Source organism: Streptomyces sp. NEAU-sy36 (genome assembly GCF_013423905.1).
Taxonomy (GTDB): domain Bacteria; phylum Actinomycetota; class Actinomycetes; order Streptomycetales; family Streptomycetaceae; genus Streptomyces; species Streptomyces misionensis.
Genome location: NZ_CP058977.1, coordinates 4,911,124 through 4,933,542 on the forward strand (window position 1 = coordinate 4,911,124; position 22,419 = coordinate 4,933,542).

The 22,419-nt window shown below is 70.6% G+C and carries 17 protein-coding genes and 1 pseudogene; 8 read left to right on the forward strand and 10 right to left on the reverse strand.

Annotated features, from left to right (window positions below):
- Positions 1–1,379: 1,379 nt before the first annotated feature.
- Positions 1,380–1,514: pseudogene (locus HZZ00_RS38725) on the forward strand (FHA domain-containing protein); the annotation flags it as partial.
- A 315-nt stretch (positions 1,515–1,829) separates the two neighbouring features.
- On the opposite strand, the gene HZZ00_RS22185 reads toward HZZ00_RS38725, so the two are convergent.
- The gene (locus HZZ00_RS22185) at positions 1,830–2,348 is read right to left on the reverse strand and encodes a helix-turn-helix domain-containing protein (protein WP_180328079.1); all 519 of its coding nucleotides are present in this window, start codon (positions 2,346–2,348) and stop codon (positions 1,830–1,832) included.
- Between the two features lie 122 nt (positions 2,349–2,470).
- On the opposite strand from HZZ00_RS22185, the gene HZZ00_RS22190 reads away from it, so the two are divergent.
- Both HZZ00_RS22190 and HZZ00_RS22195 read left to right on the forward strand, forming a co-directional pair.
- Positions 2,471–2,962 carry a YbaK/EbsC family protein gene (locus HZZ00_RS22190; RefSeq protein WP_180328080.1) on the forward strand — a complete coding sequence of 164 codons (492 nt, stop codon included), beginning with the start codon at positions 2,471–2,473 and terminating at the stop codon, positions 2,960–2,962.
- A gap of 41 nt (positions 2,963–3,003) precedes the next feature.
- Positions 3,004–3,738 carry an SDR family NAD(P)-dependent oxidoreductase gene (locus tag HZZ00_RS22195; protein ID WP_219013915.1) on the forward strand — a complete coding sequence of 245 codons (735 nt, stop codon included), beginning with the start codon at positions 3,004–3,006 and terminating at the stop codon, positions 3,736–3,738.
- Between the two features lie 101 nt (positions 3,739–3,839).
- Here HZZ00_RS22195 and HZZ00_RS22200 read toward each other — a convergent pair whose 3' ends face one another.
- Both HZZ00_RS22200 and HZZ00_RS22205 read right to left on the reverse strand, forming a co-directional pair.
- Entirely contained in the window at positions 3,840–5,393 is a 1,554-nt protein-coding gene (locus tag HZZ00_RS22200) for an alpha/beta hydrolase (protein WP_180328082.1), read from the reverse strand.
- 263 nt (positions 5,394–5,656) lie between these two features.
- Positions 5,657–6,154, reverse strand: coding sequence for a hypothetical protein (locus HZZ00_RS22205; protein ID WP_180328083.1), 498 nt, complete (start codon positions 6,152–6,154; stop codon positions 5,657–5,659).
- 195 nt (positions 6,155–6,349) lie between these two features.
- Here HZZ00_RS22205 and HZZ00_RS22210 point away from each other — a divergent pair, with 195 nt between their 5' ends.
- Positions 6,350–7,126 (forward strand): trans-aconitate 2-methyltransferase, encoded by a 777-nt coding sequence (locus HZZ00_RS22210; RefSeq protein ID WP_180328084.1) that lies wholly within the window; start codon positions 6,350–6,352, stop codon positions 7,124–7,126.
- Positions 7,127–7,196: 70 nt separating this feature from the next.
- On the opposite strand, the gene HZZ00_RS22215 is transcribed toward HZZ00_RS22210, so the two are convergent.
- From HZZ00_RS22215 to HZZ00_RS22230, 4 genes are all read right to left on the reverse strand, one after another.
- A complete protein-coding gene (locus tag HZZ00_RS22215; RefSeq protein WP_180328085.1) occupies positions 7,197–8,696 on the reverse strand; it encodes an alpha-N-arabinofuranosidase in 1,500 nt (499 codons plus the stop codon).
- A 129-nt stretch (positions 8,697–8,825) separates the two neighbouring features.
- On the reverse strand, positions 8,826–9,725 hold the full coding sequence (locus tag HZZ00_RS22220) for a carbohydrate ABC transporter permease (RefSeq protein ID WP_180328086.1): 900 nt from the start codon (positions 9,723–9,725) through the stop codon (positions 8,826–8,828).
- A complete protein-coding gene (locus tag HZZ00_RS22225; protein WP_180328087.1) occupies positions 9,725–10,747 on the reverse strand; it encodes a carbohydrate ABC transporter permease in 1,023 nt (340 codons plus the stop codon). The genes HZZ00_RS22220 and HZZ00_RS22225 overlap by 1 nt, the downstream gene beginning before the upstream one ends.
- Before the next feature lie 11 nt (positions 10,748–10,758).
- Positions 10,759–12,057, reverse strand: a complete 1,299-nt coding sequence (locus tag HZZ00_RS22230) for an extracellular solute-binding protein (RefSeq protein WP_180328088.1) — start codon at positions 12,055–12,057, stop codon at positions 10,759–10,761.
- Between the two features lie 601 nt (positions 12,058–12,658).
- Here HZZ00_RS22230 and HZZ00_RS22235 point away from each other — a divergent pair.
- Positions 12,659–14,089: a non-reducing end alpha-L-arabinofuranosidase family hydrolase gene (locus tag HZZ00_RS22235; protein ID WP_180328089.1), complete on the forward strand. Its 1,431-nt coding sequence runs from the start codon at positions 12,659–12,661 to the stop codon at positions 14,087–14,089.
- 61 nt (positions 14,090–14,150) lie between these two features.
- On the opposite strand, the gene HZZ00_RS22240 is transcribed toward HZZ00_RS22235, so the two are convergent.
- Positions 14,151–15,677, reverse strand: a complete 1,527-nt coding sequence (locus HZZ00_RS22240; protein ID WP_180328090.1) for a glycoside hydrolase family 43 protein — start codon at positions 15,675–15,677, stop codon at positions 14,151–14,153.
- Positions 15,678–15,959: 282 nt separating this feature from the next.
- Between HZZ00_RS22240 and HZZ00_RS22245 the strand changes: the two genes are divergently transcribed.
- From HZZ00_RS22245 to HZZ00_RS22255, 3 genes are all read left to right on the forward strand, one after another.
- Positions 15,960–16,523 carry a TetR/AcrR family transcriptional regulator gene (locus HZZ00_RS22245; RefSeq protein WP_219013917.1) on the forward strand — a complete coding sequence of 188 codons (564 nt, stop codon included), beginning with the start codon at positions 15,960–15,962 and terminating at the stop codon, positions 16,521–16,523.
- A 117-nt stretch (positions 16,524–16,640) separates the two neighbouring features.
- Positions 16,641–17,813, forward strand: coding sequence for an aromatic ring-hydroxylating dioxygenase subunit alpha (locus tag HZZ00_RS22250; RefSeq protein WP_219013919.1), 1,173 nt, complete (start codon positions 16,641–16,643; stop codon positions 17,811–17,813).
- Positions 17,810–18,235: a PaaI family thioesterase gene (locus HZZ00_RS22255; RefSeq protein WP_180328093.1), complete on the forward strand. Its 426-nt coding sequence runs from the start codon at positions 17,810–17,812 to the stop codon at positions 18,233–18,235. Before HZZ00_RS22250 ends, HZZ00_RS22255 begins: the two co-directional genes overlap by 4 nt.
- 48 nt (positions 18,236–18,283) lie before the next feature.
- Here the strand turns inward: HZZ00_RS22255 and HZZ00_RS22260 are convergent, their stop codons facing one another.
- Complete coding sequence (locus HZZ00_RS22260; RefSeq protein WP_180328094.1) at positions 18,284–19,798, reverse strand: class I adenylate-forming enzyme family protein; 1,515 nt, start codon at positions 19,796–19,798, stop codon at positions 18,284–18,286.
- 167 nt (positions 19,799–19,965) lie between these two features.
- Positions 19,966–22,170, reverse strand: a complete 2,205-nt coding sequence (locus HZZ00_RS22265) for a protein kinase (RefSeq protein ID WP_180328095.1) — start codon at positions 22,168–22,170, stop codon at positions 19,966–19,968.
- Positions 22,171–22,419: the final 249 nt, after the last annotated feature.

A 22,419-nucleotide genomic window follows, 5' to 3' on the forward strand; every position in this document is an offset into this window, starting at 1 on the left:
CACGCCGACCACCGCGATGGCGTGTCGGCCAACACCCCTCGCACACCGCGCCGAGTAGCGCCCGCACACATTTTCGACACGCCTTCGGCGCAGGTCAGGCACATCTCCAACACTTCCCCGATGCACCACAGCGCCCCTCACGCCCAAGCCGCACCACTCGTAGCTGTCGAACAGCGGAGCCATAGGTTCCAGCCAGAGCGTGATTTCGGCCAACCTGGCGCATCGGGGGCGCATTTGGCGAACTCGGCCGTCACCCGCGCGCCCCCGACAGGGCCGCGCGAGCATGCCGGCACCCCGCGGCGGCCGGCACCCCCGGTCGCGGTGAACCTCCGACTCCCTGCGGCCGACGACCTTGGACGAGCCGACCGGAGGCTTGCCGCCGCCCCCTTGTTGGAGGCTTGATCCGGCCGCTCCCCGATCCGAGGGGCCCGTTCCGAGGTGCCGAAGCGTCACTGACCCCGCCTTTCACCTGGTGGCTTCGTTCACTTCAGGTGGCTCGCCGCGTGATCGCCGGGACGACATGGTCGTCGCCCTACCCGTCGGCCATCCGCAGGCCGTGCGAGGCCCGGTGCACATACAGACGCCGGCCGACCAGACCTGGGTCGAGGACAACGACGGCTCGGCGGCGCTTCTGCGCCAACACGCCGCCCGCGCCAGGTTTCAGGGGTCGCGCGGTGGCCTTCGGCGGTTCATGGCTCCAACCATGCGGCGGAAGCGACGGAGACCCCGGCGATCACCATGATGCCCGGGGTCTCGTCAACCGCCCTTGCGTTGTCGGCTGATGCTGCCCTCGGAGCCGATTGGCCTTCGGGCCCAGTCGTCGCAGGCCGGCCGCTCGGGCAGTTGTGGGGACCAAATGAACGGCACCAGCCCAGCCACAGGACATCGACCAGCCCCGCCTGGTGCGCGCATGCCCGGGAGGGGCGTTGCGGGCGCAGCCCGCTCCCCTCGCCTCGGCGCGTAGTTCCACGCTGTCGGTCAACCACCTTGCGCGCCAGGTCAATGCCACCTGCGCCGCCGTACGCCACGCTCGACACGTCAGCGGCACGCGGAGCGGGACGGCATGGAGGCGCGGCGCGGTGCGAATCGTCTACGCCGATGGCACATCCGAGTGTGAGCTGGAAGTGCGCGTCGGCCGCCCCGATGCCACTCTGGCCGATCTCGCGGGCGCCCTCGGCCTGCCCGCCGGCGGGCTGAGCGTCGACGGGCGGACGGCGCCGCCGGAGACGGTGCTGAACGAGTCGGGGCTCGTTCAGGGATCGCAGGTGGGCCGGGGCGGCTGGAACGCCGCCGGGCCGCGCCGTCCGGTGGCCGTGCTGCGCGTGGTCGGCGGGCTGGAGGCCGGGCGCAGTGTTCCGCTCGGGGCGGGCACTACGGTCGTGGGGCGCGGAGCCGAGGCGGACGTGCAGGTCGTGGCCACGGGGGTGTCCCGACAGCACGCCGGCCTTGAGGTGGCGCCCGACGGCGGGGTGAGCGTCACCGACCTGGGCTCGGCCAACGGCACCGACGTCGGCGGTGAGCGGATCCGCGAGACCACCCGGGTCCGCCCCGACGATCTGGTCTCCCTCGGCGGCGAGGTACTGCTCCGCGTCCTCCCACCCGACCGTCTCGGCCCCGTCTTGTGCGAGGTTTCGAGTCTCACCCACCCGCTCACCGGATGCCGTTTGGTGGATGCTGCCCGAAGACCGCACTCACCGAGCCTCGCGCAGCACCGCCAGAGAGGCAAAACAGGCCGATCCGAATCGGCCAGCCGTGTGCCGGGGGGGCGGGGGTACCCGGCGACAGCAGGCGCTGACCGCTGTCGGCCCGGTGTTGGCCCGGATGAGGTTTCACTGGAGGTAGCGCACGATCAGCAGGGCCTCGACGTCTGCGGACGGTGCTTGGTACAGGTGCGGAACGTCGGCGGCCCAACTGCCGTGCCCGCCGGGGCCGATCAGGGCTGGAGCGGAGATGTCGCCGACGCGCGCGGTGCCGGCGAGGACGATGATGTGCTCCGTTGTGCCGGGGGCGTGGGCGGCGGATTCCTGCGTCGTTCCGGCGCGGATGCGCGCTCGGTAGGTTTCCGTGACCGCCGCGGCGGTCTCGAATCGCTCGGTGAGGACGGCGTCCACGGCATGACCGGAGACCTCGGCGGGGATCGCGAGGTTGTGCAGCGCTGTGCTGAGCGGCACTTTGAGGGCCGTCGTCAGAGCGTAGAGCGTCTCCAGAGTGGGATTGCGCCGGCCGCTCTCCAGTTCGGAGAGCGTCCCTTTGCCGATCTTGGACCTGCGGGCCAGCTCGGACAGTGACATCGCCTGCGCTTCGCGCAGTTCCCTCAGGCGCCTTCCGACGCGAGTGGCGACGTCCATGGTGAGCCCCTCCTTGTTGCCGAGACCAGTTGCTCCGATGCCGTGTGGGTTCTATCGTTCCACATACGGAACGTTCCGTATATGGAACACGTGACGGATGCGACCTCGTAGGAAGGAGTCCCATGGGGCCTCAGGAAAACGCGTCCCTGCCCGCTCGCAGCATGCAGGTGGCCCGCGCCCTCGCCGCGGCCGGCGTCGCGGGTCAGGTACGTGAGCTGGCGGAATCGACGCGTACGGCCGCCGAGGCCGCCTCGGCCCTGGGGTGCGACGTGGGTGCGATCGCCAACAGCCTCGTCTTCACCTCCGATGACGAAGCCGTTCTGGTCCTGACCAGCGGTCGGCACAAGGTCGACACCACCGCGCTCGCCGCCCGGTGGGGGCGGGGCAAGCTCCGGCGCGCCACTCCCGAGCAGGTGCGCCAGGCCACCGGTCAGGCGATCGGAGGGGTGGCCCCCGTCGGCCACCCCCGTGCACTTCCCACCGTGGTCGATGCCGCACTCGCCGACTACGCCCGGGTCTGGGCCGCCGCCGGAACTCCCCGTACGGTCTTCCCCACCACCGCTGGAGAACTTGTCCGGCTCACGGGTGGGCTTCTGCTCCCGGTCGGCCCGTGACGAAGGGGCCCGTCGGCCCGGGGACGGATCTGTCCGGGCGGGTGGCTCTGGTCACCGGGGGCTCGTCCGGGCTCGGCCGGGCCATCGCGCTGGGCCTGGCGTCCGCCGGGTGCACGACGGTGGTGGCCGGCAGGCGGCCGGAGGTGTGCTGTCAAGCTGCGGCCGAGATCGCTGCCCGGACCGGCACCGCCGTCCTGGGCCTTACGTGCGACGTGACCGAGGAGGACGAGGTTCACCACCTCGTCGACGACATCGTCACCGAGTACGGCCGCCTGGACGTGCTGGTGACCAGCGCCGGGATCCAGGCCCGAGGCGAGCTCGGGGCGCTCGACGCCGCCACATTGCGCCGCTGCCTGGATGTCAACGTCGTCGGAACATTCCTCGCCTGCCAGGCTGTCGTGCCGGTGATGCGCAGTGCCGGGTACGGCCGTGTCGTCACCTTGGCCAGTGCTCTCGGGCTCGTCGGTGCCGCAGGTCGGGCAGGCTATGCGGCCAGCAAGGGCGCGGTCGTCCAACTCACCCGCAGCCTCGGTGCCGAACTCGCCGGCACCGGCATCTGTGTCAACGCACTGGCTCCGGGTCCCTTTCGCACACCACTGAACGACGGCATCGACGACGATCCGCGAGTACGGGACTTCCTCGGTCACCAAGTACCCATGGGGCGCTGGGCCGACCCTGAGGAACTGGTCGGCGCGGCAGTCCTGTTGGCCGGCCCAGCGGCCTCCTACCTCACGGGCGCCGTACTTCCGGTCGACGGAGGCTGGACCGCCCACTGACAGCGACGGTCCCCGGCTGCCGCCCGGCGGTTCGGACCTCTGGCCGGGGAGGAGACATGCGACTGGTCAACGCGGACACGCCCCGCGGACGCGGGCGGGCCTCAGGACATGCTCCCCCGGCACACCGTCCCCGGGGCCGGGGTGCGACCCGTGCGGAGGTATCGGTCGACCGTCTCCATGACGCAGCGGTTCTGCGGGTAGGTGCCGTGTCCGTCCTCCTCGGCCGTCAGGAGCACGCCAACGCCCTCGCCCAGCGCACCGGCCATGTGGCGGGCGCCGGAGTATGGGGTGGTCGGGTCGCCGGTGCCGCCGACCACCAGGATGGGAGCCGCGCCCTCGGCGTTCACCTGGGGCGTGATGCGCTCGCCGTCGAACGGCCAGTCGTAACAGAGGTAGACGCCGGTGGACCAGGCCGCGCCGAAGACAGGCGAGGCGGCTCTGACCCGGGCCTCGTCCCGGTCGAGGCGTTCGGGGCCGGGACGCAGGCTGGAGTCCGCGCAGGTGATCGCGGTCTGGGCGGCGCGGCTGTTGTCCCGTGGGGGCGCCGCGCGCTCGGCGGAGCCGACGTCGTCCGCACCCTTGCTCAGCGGACGGCCGTCGTTGTGGTCGATCAGCGCGGTGAGGGCCTTGGCGAGCGGTGACCAGCCGTCTGTGCCGAGGTCGAGATGGTCGCTGACGGCGTACGCGAGGTCGTCGGCGTCCAGGTTCCTGCCGCCGCCGGCCGGGGCGGGCTTCTTCTCCAGGCGGTCGGCCAGGGCCGCCATGCGTCGCGCGGCCTCCTCGGGCCCGTCGCCAGTCGGGCAGTGGCGGATACGGGCCGCGCAGTACGCAGCGAACTGGTCGAACTCCGCCTGGACCGCCTTGACCTGTGTCACCTGCTTCTCATCGAGGTCCTCGGTCGGATCGACGGACGCTTCGAGGACGAGCCGTCCGACGTGCGACGGGTACAGGTGGGCGTAGACCGCGCCGAGCGCCGTCCCGTACGAGACGCCGAAGTAGTGCAGCCGGTTGTCGCCGAGGAGGTAGCGCATCAGGTCGAGGTCGCGAGCGGTGTACGAAGTGCCGACGTACGGCAGGAGCGCCCCGGAGTGCTCGGCGCACGCGTCGGCCCCCTCGTATCCGGTGTCGTCCGCGGTCTTCCCGCAGCGCACGGGGATGGTCGCGCCAACGCCGCGCGGGTCGAAGGAGACCAGGTCGTAGCGGTCGAGGAGCGGCTTGTACTGGTCGAGGAATTCGGGCAGTCCGATCACGCCGGACACGCCGGGGCCGCCGAAGTTCAGGACGAGGGAGCCGATGCGCCGGGCGTTCGGGCCGGTCGCCTTTCGGCGGATCAGGGCGACGTCGATCGTTCCGCTGTCCGGTTTCCGGTAGTCGAGAGGGGCCTTCATGGTGGCGCAGTCGTAGCCCGTACGCGCGGTGGGCGGCGAGGTGCAGCGGGACCAGTGGAGGTGCTGGCCGGTGGTGAGCGCGGTCGGCAGGCCGGCGGGCGGGTTGTCCGCGGTGAACTCCGTACGCGGTTGCGCGCTCCGGCCGGGAGCGTCGTGCTGAAGCCAGGCGACGAAGGCCCCGATCGCGGTGAGGACGACCACGGCGATGATGCGCGCACCGACCGAGAGGCCCGGTCTGCGGCTTCCTGTCGGACGTGCGTCACTCATCGAATCCCCCACGCTCCCGCCCCCGGACGCCCGTACCCGTGATCGTCCGATCGTCGAATGAGTGCAGCGTACAAGCCACCTCCGACAGCACGGCTCGCGGGGAGTGGACCAGAAATCCGGACCTCGGCCACGAGCGGGCCGTCTACGGGGATCCACTGACAGAGGCCGCAATGTGCGCCGGGGCGCGGCCGGGGATTGCTCCACAGGGGAGTGAGTCGGCCACGCTTCCACGCTCCCGGTTCGCTTCGCGTCTGGGCCTTGATTCAGTGTGTTTCCGTGGCGAGAAAGTCTCGCGCCGCGGAGGTGATCCGGTCGCGAAGGTGCTGCTGGTCCGGAGGTTGCTTGTCCGGCGGGTCGAGTGCTCTCGCCAGATCGACGATGGGTTGCAGCGCGTCGGGGCAGCCGAGGTCGGCCGCGGCCTCGTCGTGGATCAGCTTCGCTCCGTGCAGGGGGTCGAGTTGGCACGCCACGATCCGGCCGGCCCACCACCGGGCTGCGGTCCATCGCGCCTCGGCAAGGTCTTCCGCGGCGAGCGGCAGCAGCCCCAACTCGTCCAGCACGAGGCCGAACAGCTCGCGGGCCTGGGGGTACTCGCCACGCGCGAGGCCGGCCAGCAGGGGAAGCGAGGGAGCCTCGACCCCGGCCAGCAGGGCGTCCAGGCCCAGCCGGACCAGGTAAGCGTCCGCGGGGCGCTGCCAGGGTTCCATGGCCGAGTCCGCGGCGGCCATGCGGATCAGGCTGATGGCCACCACGGTGTCCATGCTCTCGCCTCCTCGTCGTCTCTTCGCTGAGGGAAGACCGCCGGAACAGGTGGCCGCTGCCGAGACGGGTGTACGCGGCCGCCGTAGGTCGGGCAGGGCATGGCGGGTGCTGCCGGGACCGTGGTCTCCCGTGCAGTCGTCAGCGTTTTCTTCGACTCTCTTCAACGACCGTGAACCCGTGCCAGGATGCCAGGCATGTCTGCTCGCGCACTGGGCTTCGGCGCAATCGCGGAGGCCTATGAAAGGTTCCGCCCGGGGTATCCCGAAGAACTCCTCGACTTGGTGATGACGTACGCGGGCCGGCCCGTTCGGACGGCCCTGGAGATCGGTGCGGGGACGGGAAAGGCAACCCGCTTGTTCGCCGGCCGTGGGTTCGCAGTCACGGCGACGGAGCCCGATCCCGCGATGCTCGCCGAACTGAACAAGGCGGTGCCGGCGAATGTGACGACCGTGCGGGCCGCGTTGGAGGACCTAAGGTCGGCTGAAACGCACGGACTGGTCTACGCGGCGGCGGCGCTGCATTGGACGCGCCCGGAGGATCGGTGGTCAAGAGTGGCCGCGCTCCTGGAACCCGGGGGTGTGTTCGCCTCGTTCGGCGGCCCGGTGCGACTGGCCGACCCGGCGGTCGAGGAGTCTGTGCGCGCGGCACGGGCGCCGTTTCTGGAAAGCGACGAGTTTCCCTCTCCCGACGGAACGGCTCCGGACGAGGAGATGCAGTGGCCGGGCACCGAGCTGCAACGGTCTCCGTTCTTCGTCGACGTTCGGCAGGCCGTCGTCAGGCGGCGCCTGACGATGAGCGCTCCTGACTTCGTCGGCTACCTGTCGACCGTCTCGGCGTACCTCCAACTGCCCCCTGCGAGGCGGCAGCAGGTGTACGACGCGATCACGGAGGTGCTGCCCGAGTCAGTCGGGATCACCGCCGACGTCATCGTCCATCTCGCGCGTCGTCGGGCCCGGGCCGAGGGTCCTTGAGGGACGCCGGGAGTTCGCCGGGTGCCCGGGCGGGTGGAGACCACCACCCCGTCCGGTCAGGTGTCGTCGCTCAGCGCAGGGCGATCGCGGTCCACGAGACCGGTGGCAGCTCGATGGTCAGCACGCCGTCGGCGAGTGTCGCGCTCGGGTTCGCGGACGGGGTCACCCGGTTCTGCTCGGCGAGCGTGTTCTTCGCGTAGACGTCGGAGTCGGCGAGCGTGACCGCCTCCGCGACACGCGACGAACCGAGGCCGCGCACGTCGATCGTCACCTGTGCGGCCTCCCTCAGGTCGCGGTTGACGAGGAACACCGCGGCCCGGTCCTCGTCGGCGGTCGCGACGGCGTCGATGACGGATGCCTCGCCGTGGCGCGCCGTCGCGTACGTCGGCGCCTCGATCACGGGGCGGATCACCTCCCCCGAGGCGAGCCGGCTCGTGATCGAGAACGGGTGGAAGGTCGTCTGCCGCCAGGCCGGACCGCCGGGTTCGGTCATGATCGGCGCGATCACGTTGACGAGTTGCGCGAGCGATGCCGAGGTGACGCGGTCGCTGCGCCTGAGGAGCGTCATCAGCAGATTGCCGACGACGACGGCATCGGCCACCGTGTACTTGTCCTCCAGTTGCCGAGGGGCGTGCCGCCACTCGTCGTTGACCTCCCCCGACTCCTGGTGTTCCTTGAGGTACCAGACGTTCCACTCGTCGAAGGAGATGTTGATCTTCTTGTTCGAGCGTTTCTTGTACCCCACGTGGTCGGCGGTCGCGACGACGGTGTCGATGAAGTAGTCCATGTCGATCGCGGAGGCGAGGAAGGAGCCGAGGTCGCCGTCGTGCTCCTGGTAGTACGCGTGGCAGGAGACGTAGTCGACATGGTCGTAGGCGTGTTCGAGGACCGTGCGCTCCCAGTCGCCGAACGTCGGCATGCCGGACCCGGAGGAGCCGCAGACGACGAGTTCGAGGTCCTTGTCGGCCATCTTCATCGCGGCCGCGGTGCGGGCGGCGATCTTGCCGTAGTCGTCCGCCGTCATGAAACCGGTCTGCCACGGCCCGTCCATCTCGTTGCCGAGGCACCACATGCGCACGTCGTGCGGGTCCGGCGTGCCGTTGGCGATGCGCAGGTCGGACAGCGCCGTGCCGGACGGGTGGTTGGCGTACTCCAGGAGGTCCAGAGCCGGCAGGATGCCGCGCGTGGCGACGTTGACGCTCAGCATCAGCTCGGAACCGGTGAGCTTGAGCCACCTGGCAAACTCGTCGAGACCGACCTGGTTCGACTCCAGCGAGTGCCAGGACAGGTCGCGGCGCACCGGTCGCTTCTCGCGCGGCCCGATCGAGTCCTCCCAGCGGAAACCGGAGACGAAGTTGCCCCCCGGGTAGCGGACGGTCGTGGTGCCGAGCTCCCTGACCAGTTCGACGACGTCCATGCGGAACCCCTCGTCGTTCGCGGTCGGGTGGTCCGGCTCGTAGAGACCGGTGTACACGCAGCGGCCGAGGTGTTCGACGAACGCGCCGAAGGTGCGGCGTCCGACGGGGGCGACGACGGCCTGCCGGTCGAGCTCGATGTGGGCGCGGGGCAACGCGGGGTCCTTTCGCTGGGGTCGTGCGGGAGTGCCGGTCGATGGGTGCCGCCGTCGGTCGGCGGCCTGCCCCTGCCGGGGCCGGCGGGGGCAGGCGTGAGACGGTCCGGTGCGGCTCCCGGGGGCGGTTCAGCCCTTCACGGCACCGGTGAGGCCGCCGACGATCCGCTTCTCGAAGACGGAGAAGAAGACCAGCGCGGGCAGCATGGCGAGCGAGGTGAACGCGAGGACCTTCGCGGTGTCCGAGGAGTACTGCGAGGAGAACGCCTGGACGCCGAGCGGCAGGGTGTAGTTCGCGTCCGAGTTGAGGACGTACAGGGGCAGAACGTAGTTGTTCCAGCTGCCGATGAAGGCGAGGATGCCGACCGTCACCACGCCGGGCAGCGACAGCGGGATCACCATGCGGTAGAAGAATCCGAGTCGGCTCGTGCCGTCGATCGCGGCGGCCTCCTCGATCTCCTTCGGAATGGCTTTGAGGAACGGCACCAGGATGATGACGGTCGTCGGCAGGCCGAACGCGATCTGCGGGACGATGACGCCGAACAGGTTGTCCACGAGGCCGATGTTCTTGACGATGATGTACAGCGGAGTGATCGCGATGACCATCGGGAACATCAGGCCGGCGGCGAACAGGGAGTACATCGCGCCCTTGAGCTTGAAGTCGTAACGCGCGATCACGAAGCTCACCATCAGCCCGAAGGCGACGATGCCGACGGTGCTCACGAGCGCGACGATGACGGAGTTGGCGAATTCGCCCCAGAACCTCCTCGACGTCAGCACGTCTTCGTAGTTGCCGAGGACCCAGGGGTCCGGCAGGGCGGCCGGGTGGGTGGTGAGGTGCGAGTTGGTGCGGAACCCGCCGAGCACGATGTAGAGCACCGGTGCGACGCAGACCCCGATGAAGAGCAGGGCGACGAAGTAGGTGAAGGGGCTCCCCCACTTCTGCGGCCTGTCGCGCCTGGCGCGCCGGCCGCCGGGCGTCTTCGGGTCCGTGCCGGAGGTCAGCCAGTCGGCGGTGGTCGCGCTCATCAGGCGGCTCCTTCGGTGACGGCGCCCTGGAGGTCCCGGCGCAGGACGAAGCGCTGGTAGACCAGTGCGACGACGAGCGAGATGAGGAACATCACGACCGCGATGGCGCTGCCGTAGCCGTAGTTGCCCGCGTTGCGGCCCTGGGCGACCATGTAGATCGCCATGGTGGAGGTGCCGGCGGTGGCGGAGATGTACGGGCCCCAGATGATGTAGACGAGGTCGAACAGCTGCAGCGATCCGATGATCGACAGGAAGGCCCAGATGCGGACCGTCGGCCCCAGCAGCGGCAGGGTGATGCGGCGCTGGATCTGCCAGTAGGAGGCGCCGTCGATCTGGGCGGCCTCGGAGAGTTCGTCGGGGATCGACTGCAGGCCCGCGAGCATGAGGATCACCGCGAAGCCGATGTACTTCCACGAGATGATGCCCATCAGCGTCCAGATGGCCAGCTTGGGGTCGGAGAGCCAGTCGGCCCGCAGGGAGCCCAGCCCGATGTGCTGCAGGAGGTCGTTGATGGCGCCGTTCGTCTGGAGCATCAGACTCCAGCCGGTGCCGACGACGACCTCGGAGACGACGTAGGGCACGAAGACCATGACGCGGATGACCGAACGGCCGCGGATCTTCCGGTTGAGCAGGAGCGCCAGGAAGATGGCCAGCGGGCCCTGGATGACCAGGGAGAGCACCAGGATGAGGAAGGTGTGCCATACGACTTGCCGGAACGCGGGGTCGGTGAGGATCAGTTTGTAGTTGCCGAGACCGACCCAGTCGGTCGGCGCCCCGTAGCCTTTCCACCGGTAGAAGCCGTAGAACGCCGCCAGCACCACCGGAAAGATCACGAACGTCAGGAACATGATGATCGCCGGACCGGACAGGACCGCGATCTCCAGTCGCGCCCGGGCACGGCCGCGGCGGCGCGTGGCCGCTCGCGGCGAGGGCGGGGAGGCGGGCCCGGCCGCGTCCCCGCCTCCGGGCGTGCCCTGCGACCGGCGGCCCAAGGCCGCGTCAGCACCCAGGGTGTTGCGCATCGTCGGTTTCCTCAGCCCTTCGCGGCAGCGGCGTCGGTGTCCCTGGCGATGTCGGCGGCACTGCCCTTGCCGGCCATCAGGTTCACTACGGCGGTGTTCATGGCGTTGCCGACGTTCTGGCCGTACATGGTGTCCAGGAACATCATCGAGTAGGGGGCCTTGTTGAAGGCATCCAGCGCCGAGACGTTGTAGGGCTCGGTGACGACCTTCTGGGCGTCCTTGTTCACCGGGATCGTGAAGAACGCCTTGGCGTAGGCCTGTTGCTGGTCCTTGGTCACCAGGAACTCGAGGAAGCCGAAGGCTTCCTTCGGTGCGTTCTTGGACAGGGAGAACCCGTCGAGGCCGCCCATGATGGCGCTCGGGTCACCCTGCCCGCCGTTCACCTTGGGGAAGGGGAACCAGCCCAGGTCGGGGAGCTGCTTCTTGTTCGGGGTCAGCGTGGAGTACACGCCGGGCTGCCAGTTGCCCATGAGCTCCATGGCCGCCTTGTGGTTGGCGACCATGCCCGCCGACGACCCGGCGCCCTGCTGGGACGAGGTGGTCAGGAAGCCCTTCTGGAAGGGGTCGGTCTTCAGGAAGGAGGCCAGATCGTCGCCGGCCTTGGTCCAGCACGGATCGGTGAACTTCAGTTCCTTGCCGGCCTTCGTCATGGTGTCCTGGCCGCACTCGCGCAGGGCGAGGTTGTAGTACCAGTGCGCGGCCGGCCAGGCGTCCTTGGCCCCGACCGCGATCGGTGCGACGCCGGCCGCCTTCAGCTTCGCGACATCGGCCGCCAGCTCGTCCATGGTCGTCGGCGGCGCGGTGATGCCGGCCTTCTTGAACAGGTCCTTGCTGTAGTAGATGCCCTCGGGCTGCGTGTCGACCGGCATCGCGTAGACCTTGCCGTCGATCGAATAGCCCGCGACGGATGCCTCGCCCGCGTTCGCCTTGTCGCCGGCGGTGAGGTTCAGCGGCTGGATCTGGCCGGCGTCGACCATCGCCTGCATCTTGCCGCCACCGCGCTGCAGGAAGATGTCCGGCGCGGAGTTCGAGTTGAGCGCGGTCTGCAGCTTGCCGTCGAAGTCCTCGTTCTGGACCGCCTGGATCCTGACCGTCACGTTCGGGTGCAGCCGGTGGTACTCCTTCACGGCGGCCTTCCAGTACTCCTCGCCCGGGCCGGGCTGCGCGTTCTCCCAGAGGGTGAGCGTGACCTTGCCGTTGGACGAGGCACCGCCGTCGCCGGTGTCGCCGCCGCCGGCGCAGCCGGTGGCCGCGAGCACGACACCCAAGCCGATCGCGACAGCCGTCGCGCCGCGTGTCTTCCTCGACATCCTGAAAGCTCCCTGATCTGGCGTCATAGACACACGAGTGCAAGTAGTTCGCGCAACATGACGGTCTGCTGAGGTTCGAAGTGGGTCTCGTACGCCCCGCCGGTCCGGGTTCAGACGGCGGTCGGCCGCGGCGACAGGCGGCCCGGCCTCCGGCGCCGGGCACGCTCATGTGAACGTACGGGGTGTATGGGTGTGACCGTACGAAGTCGGTTCCGTTACGGGGGGTTGCGATTGCACGAGAGTATGGGCTTGACGCCGAGCGACAGTCAATGACTTGTTTTCGAAAGATTCCCGAAACTTACGGCCGCTCTCCCGAGACAGGGCCTCGAAACATTTCGATACCCCACGAGCGCCTCCGCGATATCCGGGAGGCTGCCTGAGTGGAGGTCGGTTTCACGCCGAAGCGTCGTCATGTCGAGCCGCAAAGGGCGGCGAATGTTTTGCCGCGACTCTCGAATCATGCGAGAGGTATTGACGCCACCCACCGGTTCCCTATCATCCAGTTGCCCGACGCACCGGCTCCTTCTATGTCATGAACGCATCAATCAGGCGCCTCCGAGGAGGCCGGACGGAACCGCTCGTTCAAGGACCAGGAGGTCCCATGCGCAGAGGACTACCGCACCACAGGCACCGGTCCGCGGTGCTCGCCACCGCGGTCGCCGCCCTCGCCCTGCTGGCGGCCGTGCTCGTCGCCGTCCCGGCTCAGGCGGCCACCACCGGCGCCGTGCGCGGTGTCGGTTCCGGCAGGTGTCTCGATGTGCCGAACGCCTCCCAGGACAACGGCACTTATCTGCAGATCTACGACTGCCAGGGGCAGGCGAACCAGCAGTGGACCCTGACCGACGGCAACCAGCTGACCGTGTACGGCGACAAGTGCCTCGACGTTCCGGGCCACGCCACCACGGCCGGCACCCGGGTGCAGATCTGGTCCTGTTCCGGCGGTGCGAACCAGCAGTGGCGGGTGAACTCCGACGGCACGATCGTCGGCGTGGAGTCCGGACTGTGCCTGGACGTCACCGGCTCCGGTACGGCCAACGGCACGGCGGTCGAGATCTGGACGTGCAACGGCGGCAGCAACCAGAAGTGGACCGGCCCGTCCGGATCGTCGGCCCCGCCGACGGGCGGCACGTGCTCCCTTCCCTCGACGTACCGGTGGTCGTCCACGGGCACCCTGGCGCAGCCGGCGAACGGGTGGGTGGCCCTGAAGGACTTCACCGACGTCGTGTACAACGGCAAGCACCTGGTCTACGCGTCGAACGTGTCGGGATCGTCGTACGGTTCGATGGCGTTCAGCCCCTTCGGCGACTGGTCGGGCATGGCATCGGCCGCGCAGACCGGAATGAGCCAGGCCGCGGTGGCGCCCACGCTGTTCTACTTCGCTCCCAAGAACATCTGGGTGCTGGCGTACCAGTGGGGCCCGTCGCCCTTCATGTACCGGACGTCGAGCGACCCCACCAACCCCAATGGCTGGTCCTCTCCGCAACCGCTGTTCACCGGCAGCATCTCCGGCTCCGGCACCGGCCCGATCGACCAGACCCTGATCGGCGACGGCCAGAACATGTACCTGTTCTTCGCCGGTGACAACGGCAAGATCTACCGGGCGAGCATGCCGATCGGGAACTTCCCGGGCAACTTCGGCTCGTCGTACACCACGGTCATGAGCGACTCGACGAACAACCTGTTCGAAGCGCCGCAGGTCTACAAGGTGCAGGGCCAGGACCAGTACCTCATGATCGTCGAGGCGATCGGCGCGAACGGGCGCTACTTCCGCTCGTTCACGTCCTCCAGCCTCGGCGGTTCGTGGACCCCGCAGGCCGGCAGCGAGAGCAACCCGTTCGCGGGCAAGGCCAACAGCGGTGCCACCTGGACGAACGACATCAGCCACGGTGACCTGGTCCGGGACAACCCCGACCAGACCATGACCGTCGACCCCTGCAACCTGCGGTTCCTCTACCAGGGCAAGTCGCCCTCGGCAAGCGGGAGTTACGACCAGCTGCCGTGGCGGCCGGGGCTCCTCACCCTGCAACGCTGACCCGGCCGGCGGGCCCGGTGGAGTCTCGCCGGGCCCGCCGCGCACGGCAGGACGCCGAACGTCACGCGGAGGGTGCCGGGTCCGGTACGTACTCGAACCAGTCGAAGGCGACGGCGCCCTCGGTCGCGTACATGCCGATGACGCGGCCGGTGAAGCCGCCGGCGACCTCGGTGGACAGGTAGCGTCCGTCCAGCTCCGCGAGCGGCCGGGCGTCCTGTCCGCCGAGCCGGAAGGCGATGGTGTCGGGGCCGGTCGTCCCGCCGTCGGTGAGTTCCGGCGAGGCGGGCACCAGGCGCGACGTACGGATCGAGAGGGTGAGGGTCAGCGGCCCGGACGGGACCGGTCGGGCGGCCACGGTCTGGCGCAGCGGACCGATCCGGGCGACGACGCGGACCTCACCGTCGCCGGCCTCCAGTTCGTAGTGGTGGGCCTCGTCCAGGCGCACGCCGAGACCGCCGCGTCCGGTGCCCGGATCGACGACGGCGGTGACGTGGCAGTCGTGGTGCTGCTGGCGGCGCCCGACGAAGGTGTACCCGGGGCGGTCGAGGGTGGCGCCGGTGGCCCTGAGGACCAGCCGCCCGGGGCGTTCGGTGAGCGACCAGGAGCCCTCGGGGCGGCAGAACGGCGAGATCCAGTGCGGGGCGAGAGCCGGCCCGTCGAAGTCGTCGCGGGCGGGCGGGGCCGGCACGGGGTGCCAGGCGCCCCCCGGGGCGCGATGGCGCTCCGGAACGGGGGCGACGACGGGCCAGCCGTCCTCGCCCCACTCCACGGGGGTGAGGTACGTCTCGCGGCCGAGCACGTGCACGTCGGGCGTGAAGCCGCGGGGCCGGACGCCGAGCAGCAGCATCCACCAACTCCCGTCCGGGGCCTGCACCAGGTCGGCGTGGCCGGTGTTCTGGATGGAGCGGGCGGTGCCGCTGTGGGACAGCAGGGGGTTGGCGGGTGCGCCTTCCCAGGGGCCGCGCGGTGAGCGGCCGCGGGCGATGGACACGCTGTGGCCGCGCTCGGTGCCGCCTTCCGCTATCAGCAGGTACCACCAGTCGCCGATGCGGTAGAGGTGCGGCGCCTCGGGGAACTTGAGGCCGCTGCCCGACCACGTGGCGACGGGCCCCTCCAGCACCGCTCCCCCGACCGGGTCGATCCTGGCCAGGTGGATGCCGCCTCCGGGCCCGGAGAAGGCGCACCAGCAGGTGCCGTCCTCCTCCCACGCCAGATCCGGATCGATCCCGGGCAGGTCGATCCACACCGGGTCGCTCCACGGCCCCTCGGGCCGCTCGGCGGAGACGACGAAGTTGCCGCCGCCGTCGATATTGGTGCAGACGACCCAGTAACGGCCGTCGTGGTGACGGATCGTGGGGGCGTAGAGGCCGCCGGACGCCTTGGAACCCGGGAGGGGCAGCGGCAGTTGGCCGGGCCGGTCGAGCACGTTGCCGATCTGCTCCCAGTGCACGAGGTCCTTGCTGTGGAAGAGCGGCAGTCCCGGGAAGTACTCGAAGCTGGAGCACACCAGGTAGTAGTCGTCACCGACCCGGCACACGCTGGGATCCGGATGGAACCCGCCGATCACGGGGTTGTCGTACGTGCGCACGGATGTGTTCCTTTCGGGCCGCAGGCGCCGTGGAGCGGATCCAGGGCGTGTCCGACGCACGAGCGTAGGAGACGGAGCGGCGGCGCGGGAGGTCCCCGCCCGGCCCGACGGGCCGCTGCCGCAGTCGCGGGTGCCGTCCGCCACCGGGCCGCACCGCGCCCCCCGGGTGGTTCCTGGTTCACTGTTGCTCCCGGCAACAACACGGAAGGCCCAGCTCCCGCCATGGTGTATCGGCGCACGGAACGTACGAAGCGGCACGCCCGGACGAAGGAGGAGGCTTTCGTGCACGCCGCGCACGCGCTGGTGGCCCGCAAGGGTTTCGCCGGGGCGAAGGTGGCCGCGGTGGCTGAGGCGTGCGGCGTGAGCGCGGGCTCGCTCTACTCGTACTTCGGCAGCAGGGACGAGCTGCTCGCGCAGGTCTTCCGGCGTGCCGCGGGGCGGGAACTGGCCGCCGTGCGCGGTGCGGTGGACGCCGCGCCCGCGGATCCCGAGGCCCGTCTCAAGGCGTTCGCCGACACCTTCACACGGCGTGCCCTGCGCGGGCGGCGGCTGGCGTGGTCCCTGCTCTTCGAACCGGTCTCGCCGGTGGTGGAGCGGGAGCGCCTGGTGTACCGGCGGGAGTACGCCCAGCTGTGCGAAGGCGTCATCCGGGACGGTGTCGCGGCCGGGCTGTTCGCCCGGCAGAACGCGGCGATCGCGGCCAGTGCCGCCATCGGCGCCATCTCCGAGGCGCTGGTCGGCAGGCTCTCGCCGGAGGTCTCGCAGAAGGCGGAGGTGCCGGACGAGCAACTGGTCGCGGAGATCCGCGACTTCTGCCTGCGCGCCCTCGGCCGCACGCCTTCCTGACGGTCCGTCGTCGGACTTTCGTTGCCTCGCCCCCGTACCCTCCGTACCATGAATTGAACGAGTATTCAGACCTTGATCTGCGACGGGGGCCTTATGCGGCACAGCGAACAAGTGGCGATGATCAAGCGTCTTCTCGCGCTGCGCGAGACGCGCCGTGACGAGAAGATGCTCGACGAGGTCGTCACCATCCCGGTCACCAAGTACACCGACGAGGCGCTCCTGGAGCGGGAGATCGCCTCGGCCTTCTCCCACTACCCGCTGGTCGCCGGGCACGCCTCGGCGCTCGCTGAGCCCGGGTCCTACCTCACCAGCGACTGGGACCGGTTCCCCTACGTCGTCGTCCGGGGCGAGGACGGCCGGGTCCGCGCCTTCTACAACCAGTGCCGCCACCGCGGAGCCCGCCTCGCCGACCAGCCGGCGGGCACGGTGAAGAACTTCGTCTGCCCCTTCCACGGCTGGGTCTACGGGCTCGACGGCGCTCTGAAGGGCATCACCCGGGCCCATGACTTCCCCGGCGTCAAGACCTGCGACTACGGGCTGGTGGAGCTGCCGGCCGCGGAGTCCGGCGGACTGATCTGGGTCGGCCGCACGCCCGGGGAGACGCTCGACATCCCCGGTTTCCTCGGGACGTTCCACGAGGACCTGGTGAACTTCGACGTGGCCTCGCTCGTTCAGTACAAGAAGACGAAGGTGGTCAAGGAGGCCAACTGGAAGCTGCTGATCAAGACGTATCTCGAGGGCTATCACGTCCCGTATCTGCACCGGGACACGCTCGCCTTCGCCTTCAAGAAGGGGGTGATCGCGCACGACGAGGACGGGCCGCACATCCGGCTGTCCGCGGCGCGCACCAACATCGGCGAGACGGCCCTGAAACCGGAGGAGGAGTGGCGCATCCTGGACTACGCCTCGGTGTACTACACGCTCTTCCCCAACACCTTCTTCATCCTGCATCCCGACTACGTGTCCATCAACACCTTCTGGCCCCTGGCCCCGGACCGCACGATATGGACCCATGAAATGCTCTACCGTGACGCCGACTTCACCGGGTCGGCGGGGCAGAGCGCGCTGGCCAAGCGCTTCCGGTTCACCAATGACACGGTCTTCGACCAGGAGGACTTCGCCATCGCCGAGAACGTGCAGCGGACCCTGCCGCACGGAGGCAGCGACCACCATGTGCTGGGACTGGCGGAGGGCCTGCTCGCGATGTTCCAGCGGACCATCGACGAGCGGCTGACCGGCCCGGACGCGACCGCCCCCACCACCCCCCGAGCCACAGGACGGCACTCATGACCACGGATCTCGCCGATTTCGCGCACAGCATCTTCAAGGCCCAGCCCTTCAGCATGTTCCTGGGCGCCGAGCTCACCTCGGTGGGGCCCGGCTCGGCCGAGATCCGCATCGTCAACCGGCCCGAGATCCAGCAGCAGCACGGCTTCGTGCACGGAGGGGTGCTCAGCTACCTGGCCGACAACGCGCTGACCTTCGCCGGCGGACTCGCGCTCGGCGGCGACGCGCTCACCGCCGAATACAAGATCAACTACGTCCGGCCCGCGGTGGGCGTCCAGGTCGTCGCCCGCGCCGAGGCGACCGTCACCACGCGGCGGCAGGCCGTGTGCCAGTGCTCGGTCCACGTCGTCTCGGAGCAGGGCGAGGAGCAGCTCGTCGCCGTGGCGCAAGGGACGATCGTCAGGGCCGGCAAGCAAGCGGACTGACGCGCGAGGGCCGGCCGGGCGGTCGGCCGGCCCATGGCGTCCGGCGTGTCACGGGCCGGTGGCCACCTGTTCGCGCAGGACGTGCTTCTGCACCTTCCCGGAGGGCGTGCGCGGCAGCGAGGGGACCACCACCAGCTCCCGGGGGATCTTGTACTTCGCCAGTCTCGTGGAGAGGAACGCGCGCATCTCCTCCAGCGTCACCGCCGCGTCGGCCTCCACCACGGCGACGACGGTCTCGCCCCAGTCCGGGTGCGGCCGCCCGACGACGGCGGCGTCCCGGATCGCCGGGTGCTGCAGGATCGCCTCCTCCACCTCGGGCGAGTAGACGTTCTCCCCGCCGGTGACGACGACGTCCTTGATCCGGCCGACGATGAACAGATAGCCGTCCTCGTCCACCCGCGCGAGATCCCCGGACCGGTACCAGTCGCCCTCGAAGGCGCGCTCGGTCGCCTCCGGATCGTCGAGGTACCCCAGCATCCGGGTCCCCGACCGCAGCCACAGCTCCCCCGTCTCGCCGGCCCCGGCGTCCAGGCCGTCCTCCCTGACCACGCGGATGTCCACGCCCGGCATGCCGCCCGCCCCGATCGACCCGGCCTTGGCGAGCTGCTCGTGCGGGTGGAGCACGGAACCCACCGGCCCCATCTCGCTCATCCCGTACACCTGGCAGAAGCGGTCTCGGCCGTACACCGCCTCCAGTGTCCGCACCGTCTCGGCGCCCAGCGGTGCCCCGCCGTAGGCCCACAGCCGCACGTTCGGCAGACCGAAGCCGGACAGGTCGACGCCCGCCTCGGGGAGGGCCCGCAGCGGGGCGAGGTAGGCGATGGGGGCGCCGAAGAAGGCCGTGACCCGGTGTCTGCGCACGGCCTCCAGGAAGGCGAGGGGCTGGTACTCCTTCAGCAGGACGACGGTGCCGCCCAGGTAGATCATCGACAGGAACCAGTTGTTCAGGGGCGAGGCGTGCCAGATCGGCATGGCCAGCAGGAACCGGTCCTCGCGGCGCAGCCCCGCGGCGGCCGTGGTGTACGCGGGCACGGCGGACAGCCCGCGGTGCGAGTGCAGACAGCCCTTGGGCGCGCCGGTCGTCCCGGAGGTGTACAACACCTGTGCGACGGCCTCGGGCCCGACCTGCACGCCCTCCCATTCGGGCGCCCCGGCGACCAGCCGGTCGAACTCCCCGCCGCCGGTGTCGTCCGTGGTGAGCACATCGGCCTCGGGGGCGCCTTCGCGCATACGCCCGGCGAGTTCCTCCGCGACGACGGCGACCCGCAGCTTCGCATGCCCCGCCAGGTACGTCAGTTCGGGCGCGGTCAGCTTGTGGTTGACCGGCACCAGTGCCGCCCCGGCCCGCCAGATCCCGAACGCCGCCACCGCGAAGGCGGGGGTGTTGTACGTCATCACCCCGACGCGGTCCCCCGGCCGCACCCCGCGCTCCCGCAGCACGGCGGCGGCCCGCTTCGAGGCGGCGAGCAGCTCGGCGTACGTCATCGACCCCAGATCGGAGACGAGGGCCGGCTTCCCGCCGCAACTGCGGGCCGACCCCTCCAGCATCCACGTCAGGTTCACCGCGGTCCTCCGTATCCTCGCGGGGCTGCCGTGCCGAGGGCCGCCCCGGCACGGCAAGGATTGAATCATCGTTCAATACCCTGGGGAAGCTCCAACTCCCCTCGCACGGGCGACGCTTCGGCACGGGACGGCGAAGGGCCCGCCGGTCCCGGGCGAGGGGGGCGCGGTCACGCCGGGACGGGTCTGCGTCCCGGGTGCGCCGGGTCCAGGGTGAAGAGGGTGCCGTCGGAGGTCGCCAGGACCAGGGCGCCCTTGTTGAACCACACGGTGGGCAGCAGGCCGTTGTCCAGCACCTCCGCGCGGGCCGAGGACTCCCACAGCAGGGTGCCGCGCTTCGCGTCCAGGGCGGCCACCCGGCCACTGCCGCCGGCCAGGTACACGGTCCGTCCGCTCGGGTCCACCGACACCTGCCCCGGTGTCTCCAGACTCGTATGGCTCTCCCACAGCCGGGCTCCCGTCACCGGCGAGACGGCCGTCACCAGACCGCTGGAGGTGGCGAAGTACAGGGTGCCCTGGGCCAGGGCGGGCAGCCCGCCCCGGTACCGCTCGGGAAGCGGCGTGAGCGCGCGCTCGCCGGTGCGCGGGTCGACGCGCACGATCCGGGTGTGGATCAGGTCGGGACCGTTGGCCACCGGGCGGTCGTCCGCTTCCACGAAGACCAGTCGCCCGTCCCGGACGCCGACGAAGCTCCCCTGCCGGGCGGGGGACGTCAGGGTGCGCACGGAACCGTCGGCGGGATCGACGACGAGGAACTTCGTGGTGTGCACGCCTTCGGCCTCGGTGACGCACTCCACGTACGGGCGGTCGTCGGCGGCGAGCGGGGTGCAGCCGTACCCGGCGGGCACGGGGATCGTCCGGCGCACCGTTCCGTCGCGCGCGGAGCGGACGGTCACCGCGCTGCCGTCGCCCTCCTGCGTCAGCGTCACCCCGGCCGCGTAGACCGAGCCCAGGCTGTCGACGCGCACCGGGTGGGACCAGCGCCTCGTGCCGGTCGCCGCGTCGAGCGCGAGGAGTGACTGCGTCCGGCCGGTGCCGCCCTCGCCGGTGACGGTCAGTTCCACGAGCACCTCGCCGTCGTACGTGCCGAGGACGTCGGTGACGTAGCGGTCGGCCGGGATCCCGGCGGGCGCGACGCCGGAGCGCCACAGGGTGCGCCCGGTGGTGGCGTCGATCCGTTCCGGCAGGAGTGCGCTGCCCGCGCAGTAGAGGGCGCCGCCGTCCGGTACGCAGGCCGGTGCCCGGTTCCCCTCGTAGCCCGGCGCCTGCTTCACGCCCTTCTCGGCGACCGCGGAGGCGGTCGTCTGCCAGGGCTTCCAACCGGCCGGGAGCGGGGCCCACCGCCCGGTGGGGGCCGGGTTCGCCCGTGCCGTGCCGTCATCGCCGAGCGGACCGAGGAGGAGGTAGCCGGCCAGGGCCGCGGCCAGCGCGCCGCAGACGGCCACCACCCACGGTCCGCGCCTGCGGGGGCGGCCGACGACGGTCGGGGCGCCGGCGGCGGCCGGTTCGCCGGACGGCGCGGAGGGCAGCCGCAGCGTCATCGTCTCCGGTTCGTCCGGCGACGGCTCGGGCAGGGCGTCGGCGAACTCCCGTGCCAGTTCGTCCGGGCCGGGCCGGTCGGCGGGCTCCTTGGCCAGGCAGCGCTCCAGCACCGCCCGCACCGGTCCGGTCACCCCGTCGAGGACCGGCTCGTCGTGGACCACCCGGTAGCCGGTCAGATAGGGGCTGTCGGCGTCGAACGGGCCGCGCCCGGTGACGCAGTACACGAGCAGCGCGCCGAGCGAGAAGACGTCCGAGGCCGGTCCGACCGTCCGGGCGTCGGTGAACTGTTCCGGGGACATGAAGGGCGGGGTGCCGATCACCTGCCCGGTCTCGGTGAGGGTGTGGTGGTTCTCGGCCGCCCGGGAGATGCCGAAGTCGATGACGCGGGGCCCGTCCTCGGCCATGAGCACGTTGGCCGGCTTCAGGTCGCGGTGCACCACCCCGGCCCGGTGGATGTCCCGCAGCGCCTCCACCAGGCCGAGCGCCAGCGGCCGTAATTCGGCGGGGCGCAGCGGGCCCCGGTCGCGGATGCGCGCGGCGAGCGAACGGCCGGGGACGTACTGGGTGGCCATCCAGGGCGACTCCGCCTCCGGGTCGGCGTCCACCACGGCGGCGGTGAAGGCGCCGCTCACCCGGCGGGCGGCCTCGATCTCCTGCCGGAACCGGGCGCGGAAGACGGGGTCCTGGGCGTACCGGGCGTGTACGACCTTGACGGCGACCTCGCGCCCGGAACGCGCTCGGCCCCGGTAGACCATGCCCATGCCGCCGGCCCCGAGCCGGTCGAGCAGCCGGTAGCCGCCGATGGACCTCGGGTCGTCCTTCTGCAGCGGCACGCGCCCCTCCCTCGGTCGTCCGGCAGTGCCGGGCGCCACAATACGGAACGGGCCGTGAGCGTCGTCGGGCCGCTCCGGTGCCCCGGCCGGCGGACGGTGCGGTGCGTCCGGCCGTGCGGGCCCCGGCCGGCGCCCGGTCCGGCGGGTGCCGGTGGCCGGTCCATCGCTTTGTGCGAGTCCGCGCAACTGGGTTAACCTGCGGCGTATTTCCTCGTCGGGTAAATCCCTGAACTGGGGAAATGCACACCA

Excerpts from the sequence above, each read along its gene's own strand:
- HZZ00_RS22190 (WP_180328080.1), top strand. The coding sequence starts at position 2,471 with ATGGGGCCTCAGGAAAACGCGTCCCTGCCCGCTCGCAGCATGCAGGTG.
- HZZ00_RS22205 (WP_180328083.1), bottom strand. The coding sequence starts at position 6,154 with ATGGACACCGTGGTGGCCATCAGCCTGATCCGCATGGCCGCCGCGGAC.
- HZZ00_RS22250 (WP_219013919.1), top strand. The coding sequence starts at position 16,641 with ATGATCAAGCGTCTTCTCGCGCTGCGCGAGACGCGCCGTGACGAGAAG.
- HZZ00_RS22255 (WP_180328093.1), top strand. The coding sequence starts at position 17,810 with ATGACCACGGATCTCGCCGATTTCGCGCACAGCATCTTCAAGGCCCAG.
- HZZ00_RS22185 (WP_180328079.1), bottom strand. The coding sequence starts at position 2,348 with ATGGACGTCGCCACTCGCGTCGGAAGGCGCCTGAGGGAACTGCGCGAA.
- HZZ00_RS22235 (WP_180328089.1), top strand. The coding sequence starts at position 12,659 with ATGCGCAGAGGACTACCGCACCACAGGCACCGGTCCGCGGTGCTCGCC.
- HZZ00_RS22210 (WP_180328084.1), top strand. The coding sequence starts at position 6,350 with ATGTCTGCTCGCGCACTGGGCTTCGGCGCAATCGCGGAGGCCTATGAA.
- HZZ00_RS22230 (WP_180328088.1), bottom strand. The coding sequence starts at position 12,057 with ATGTCGAGGAAGACACGCGGCGCGACGGCTGTCGCGATCGGCTTGGGT.
- HZZ00_RS22220 (WP_180328086.1), bottom strand. The coding sequence starts at position 9,725 with ATGAGCGCGACCACCGCCGACTGGCTGACCTCCGGCACGGACCCGAAG.
- HZZ00_RS22200 (WP_180328082.1), bottom strand. The coding sequence starts at position 5,393 with ATGAGTGACGCACGTCCGACAGGAAGCCGCAGACCGGGCCTCTCGGTC.
- HZZ00_RS22225 (WP_180328087.1), bottom strand. The coding sequence starts at position 10,747 with ATGCGCAACACCCTGGGTGCTGACGCGGCCTTGGGCCGCCGGTCGCAG.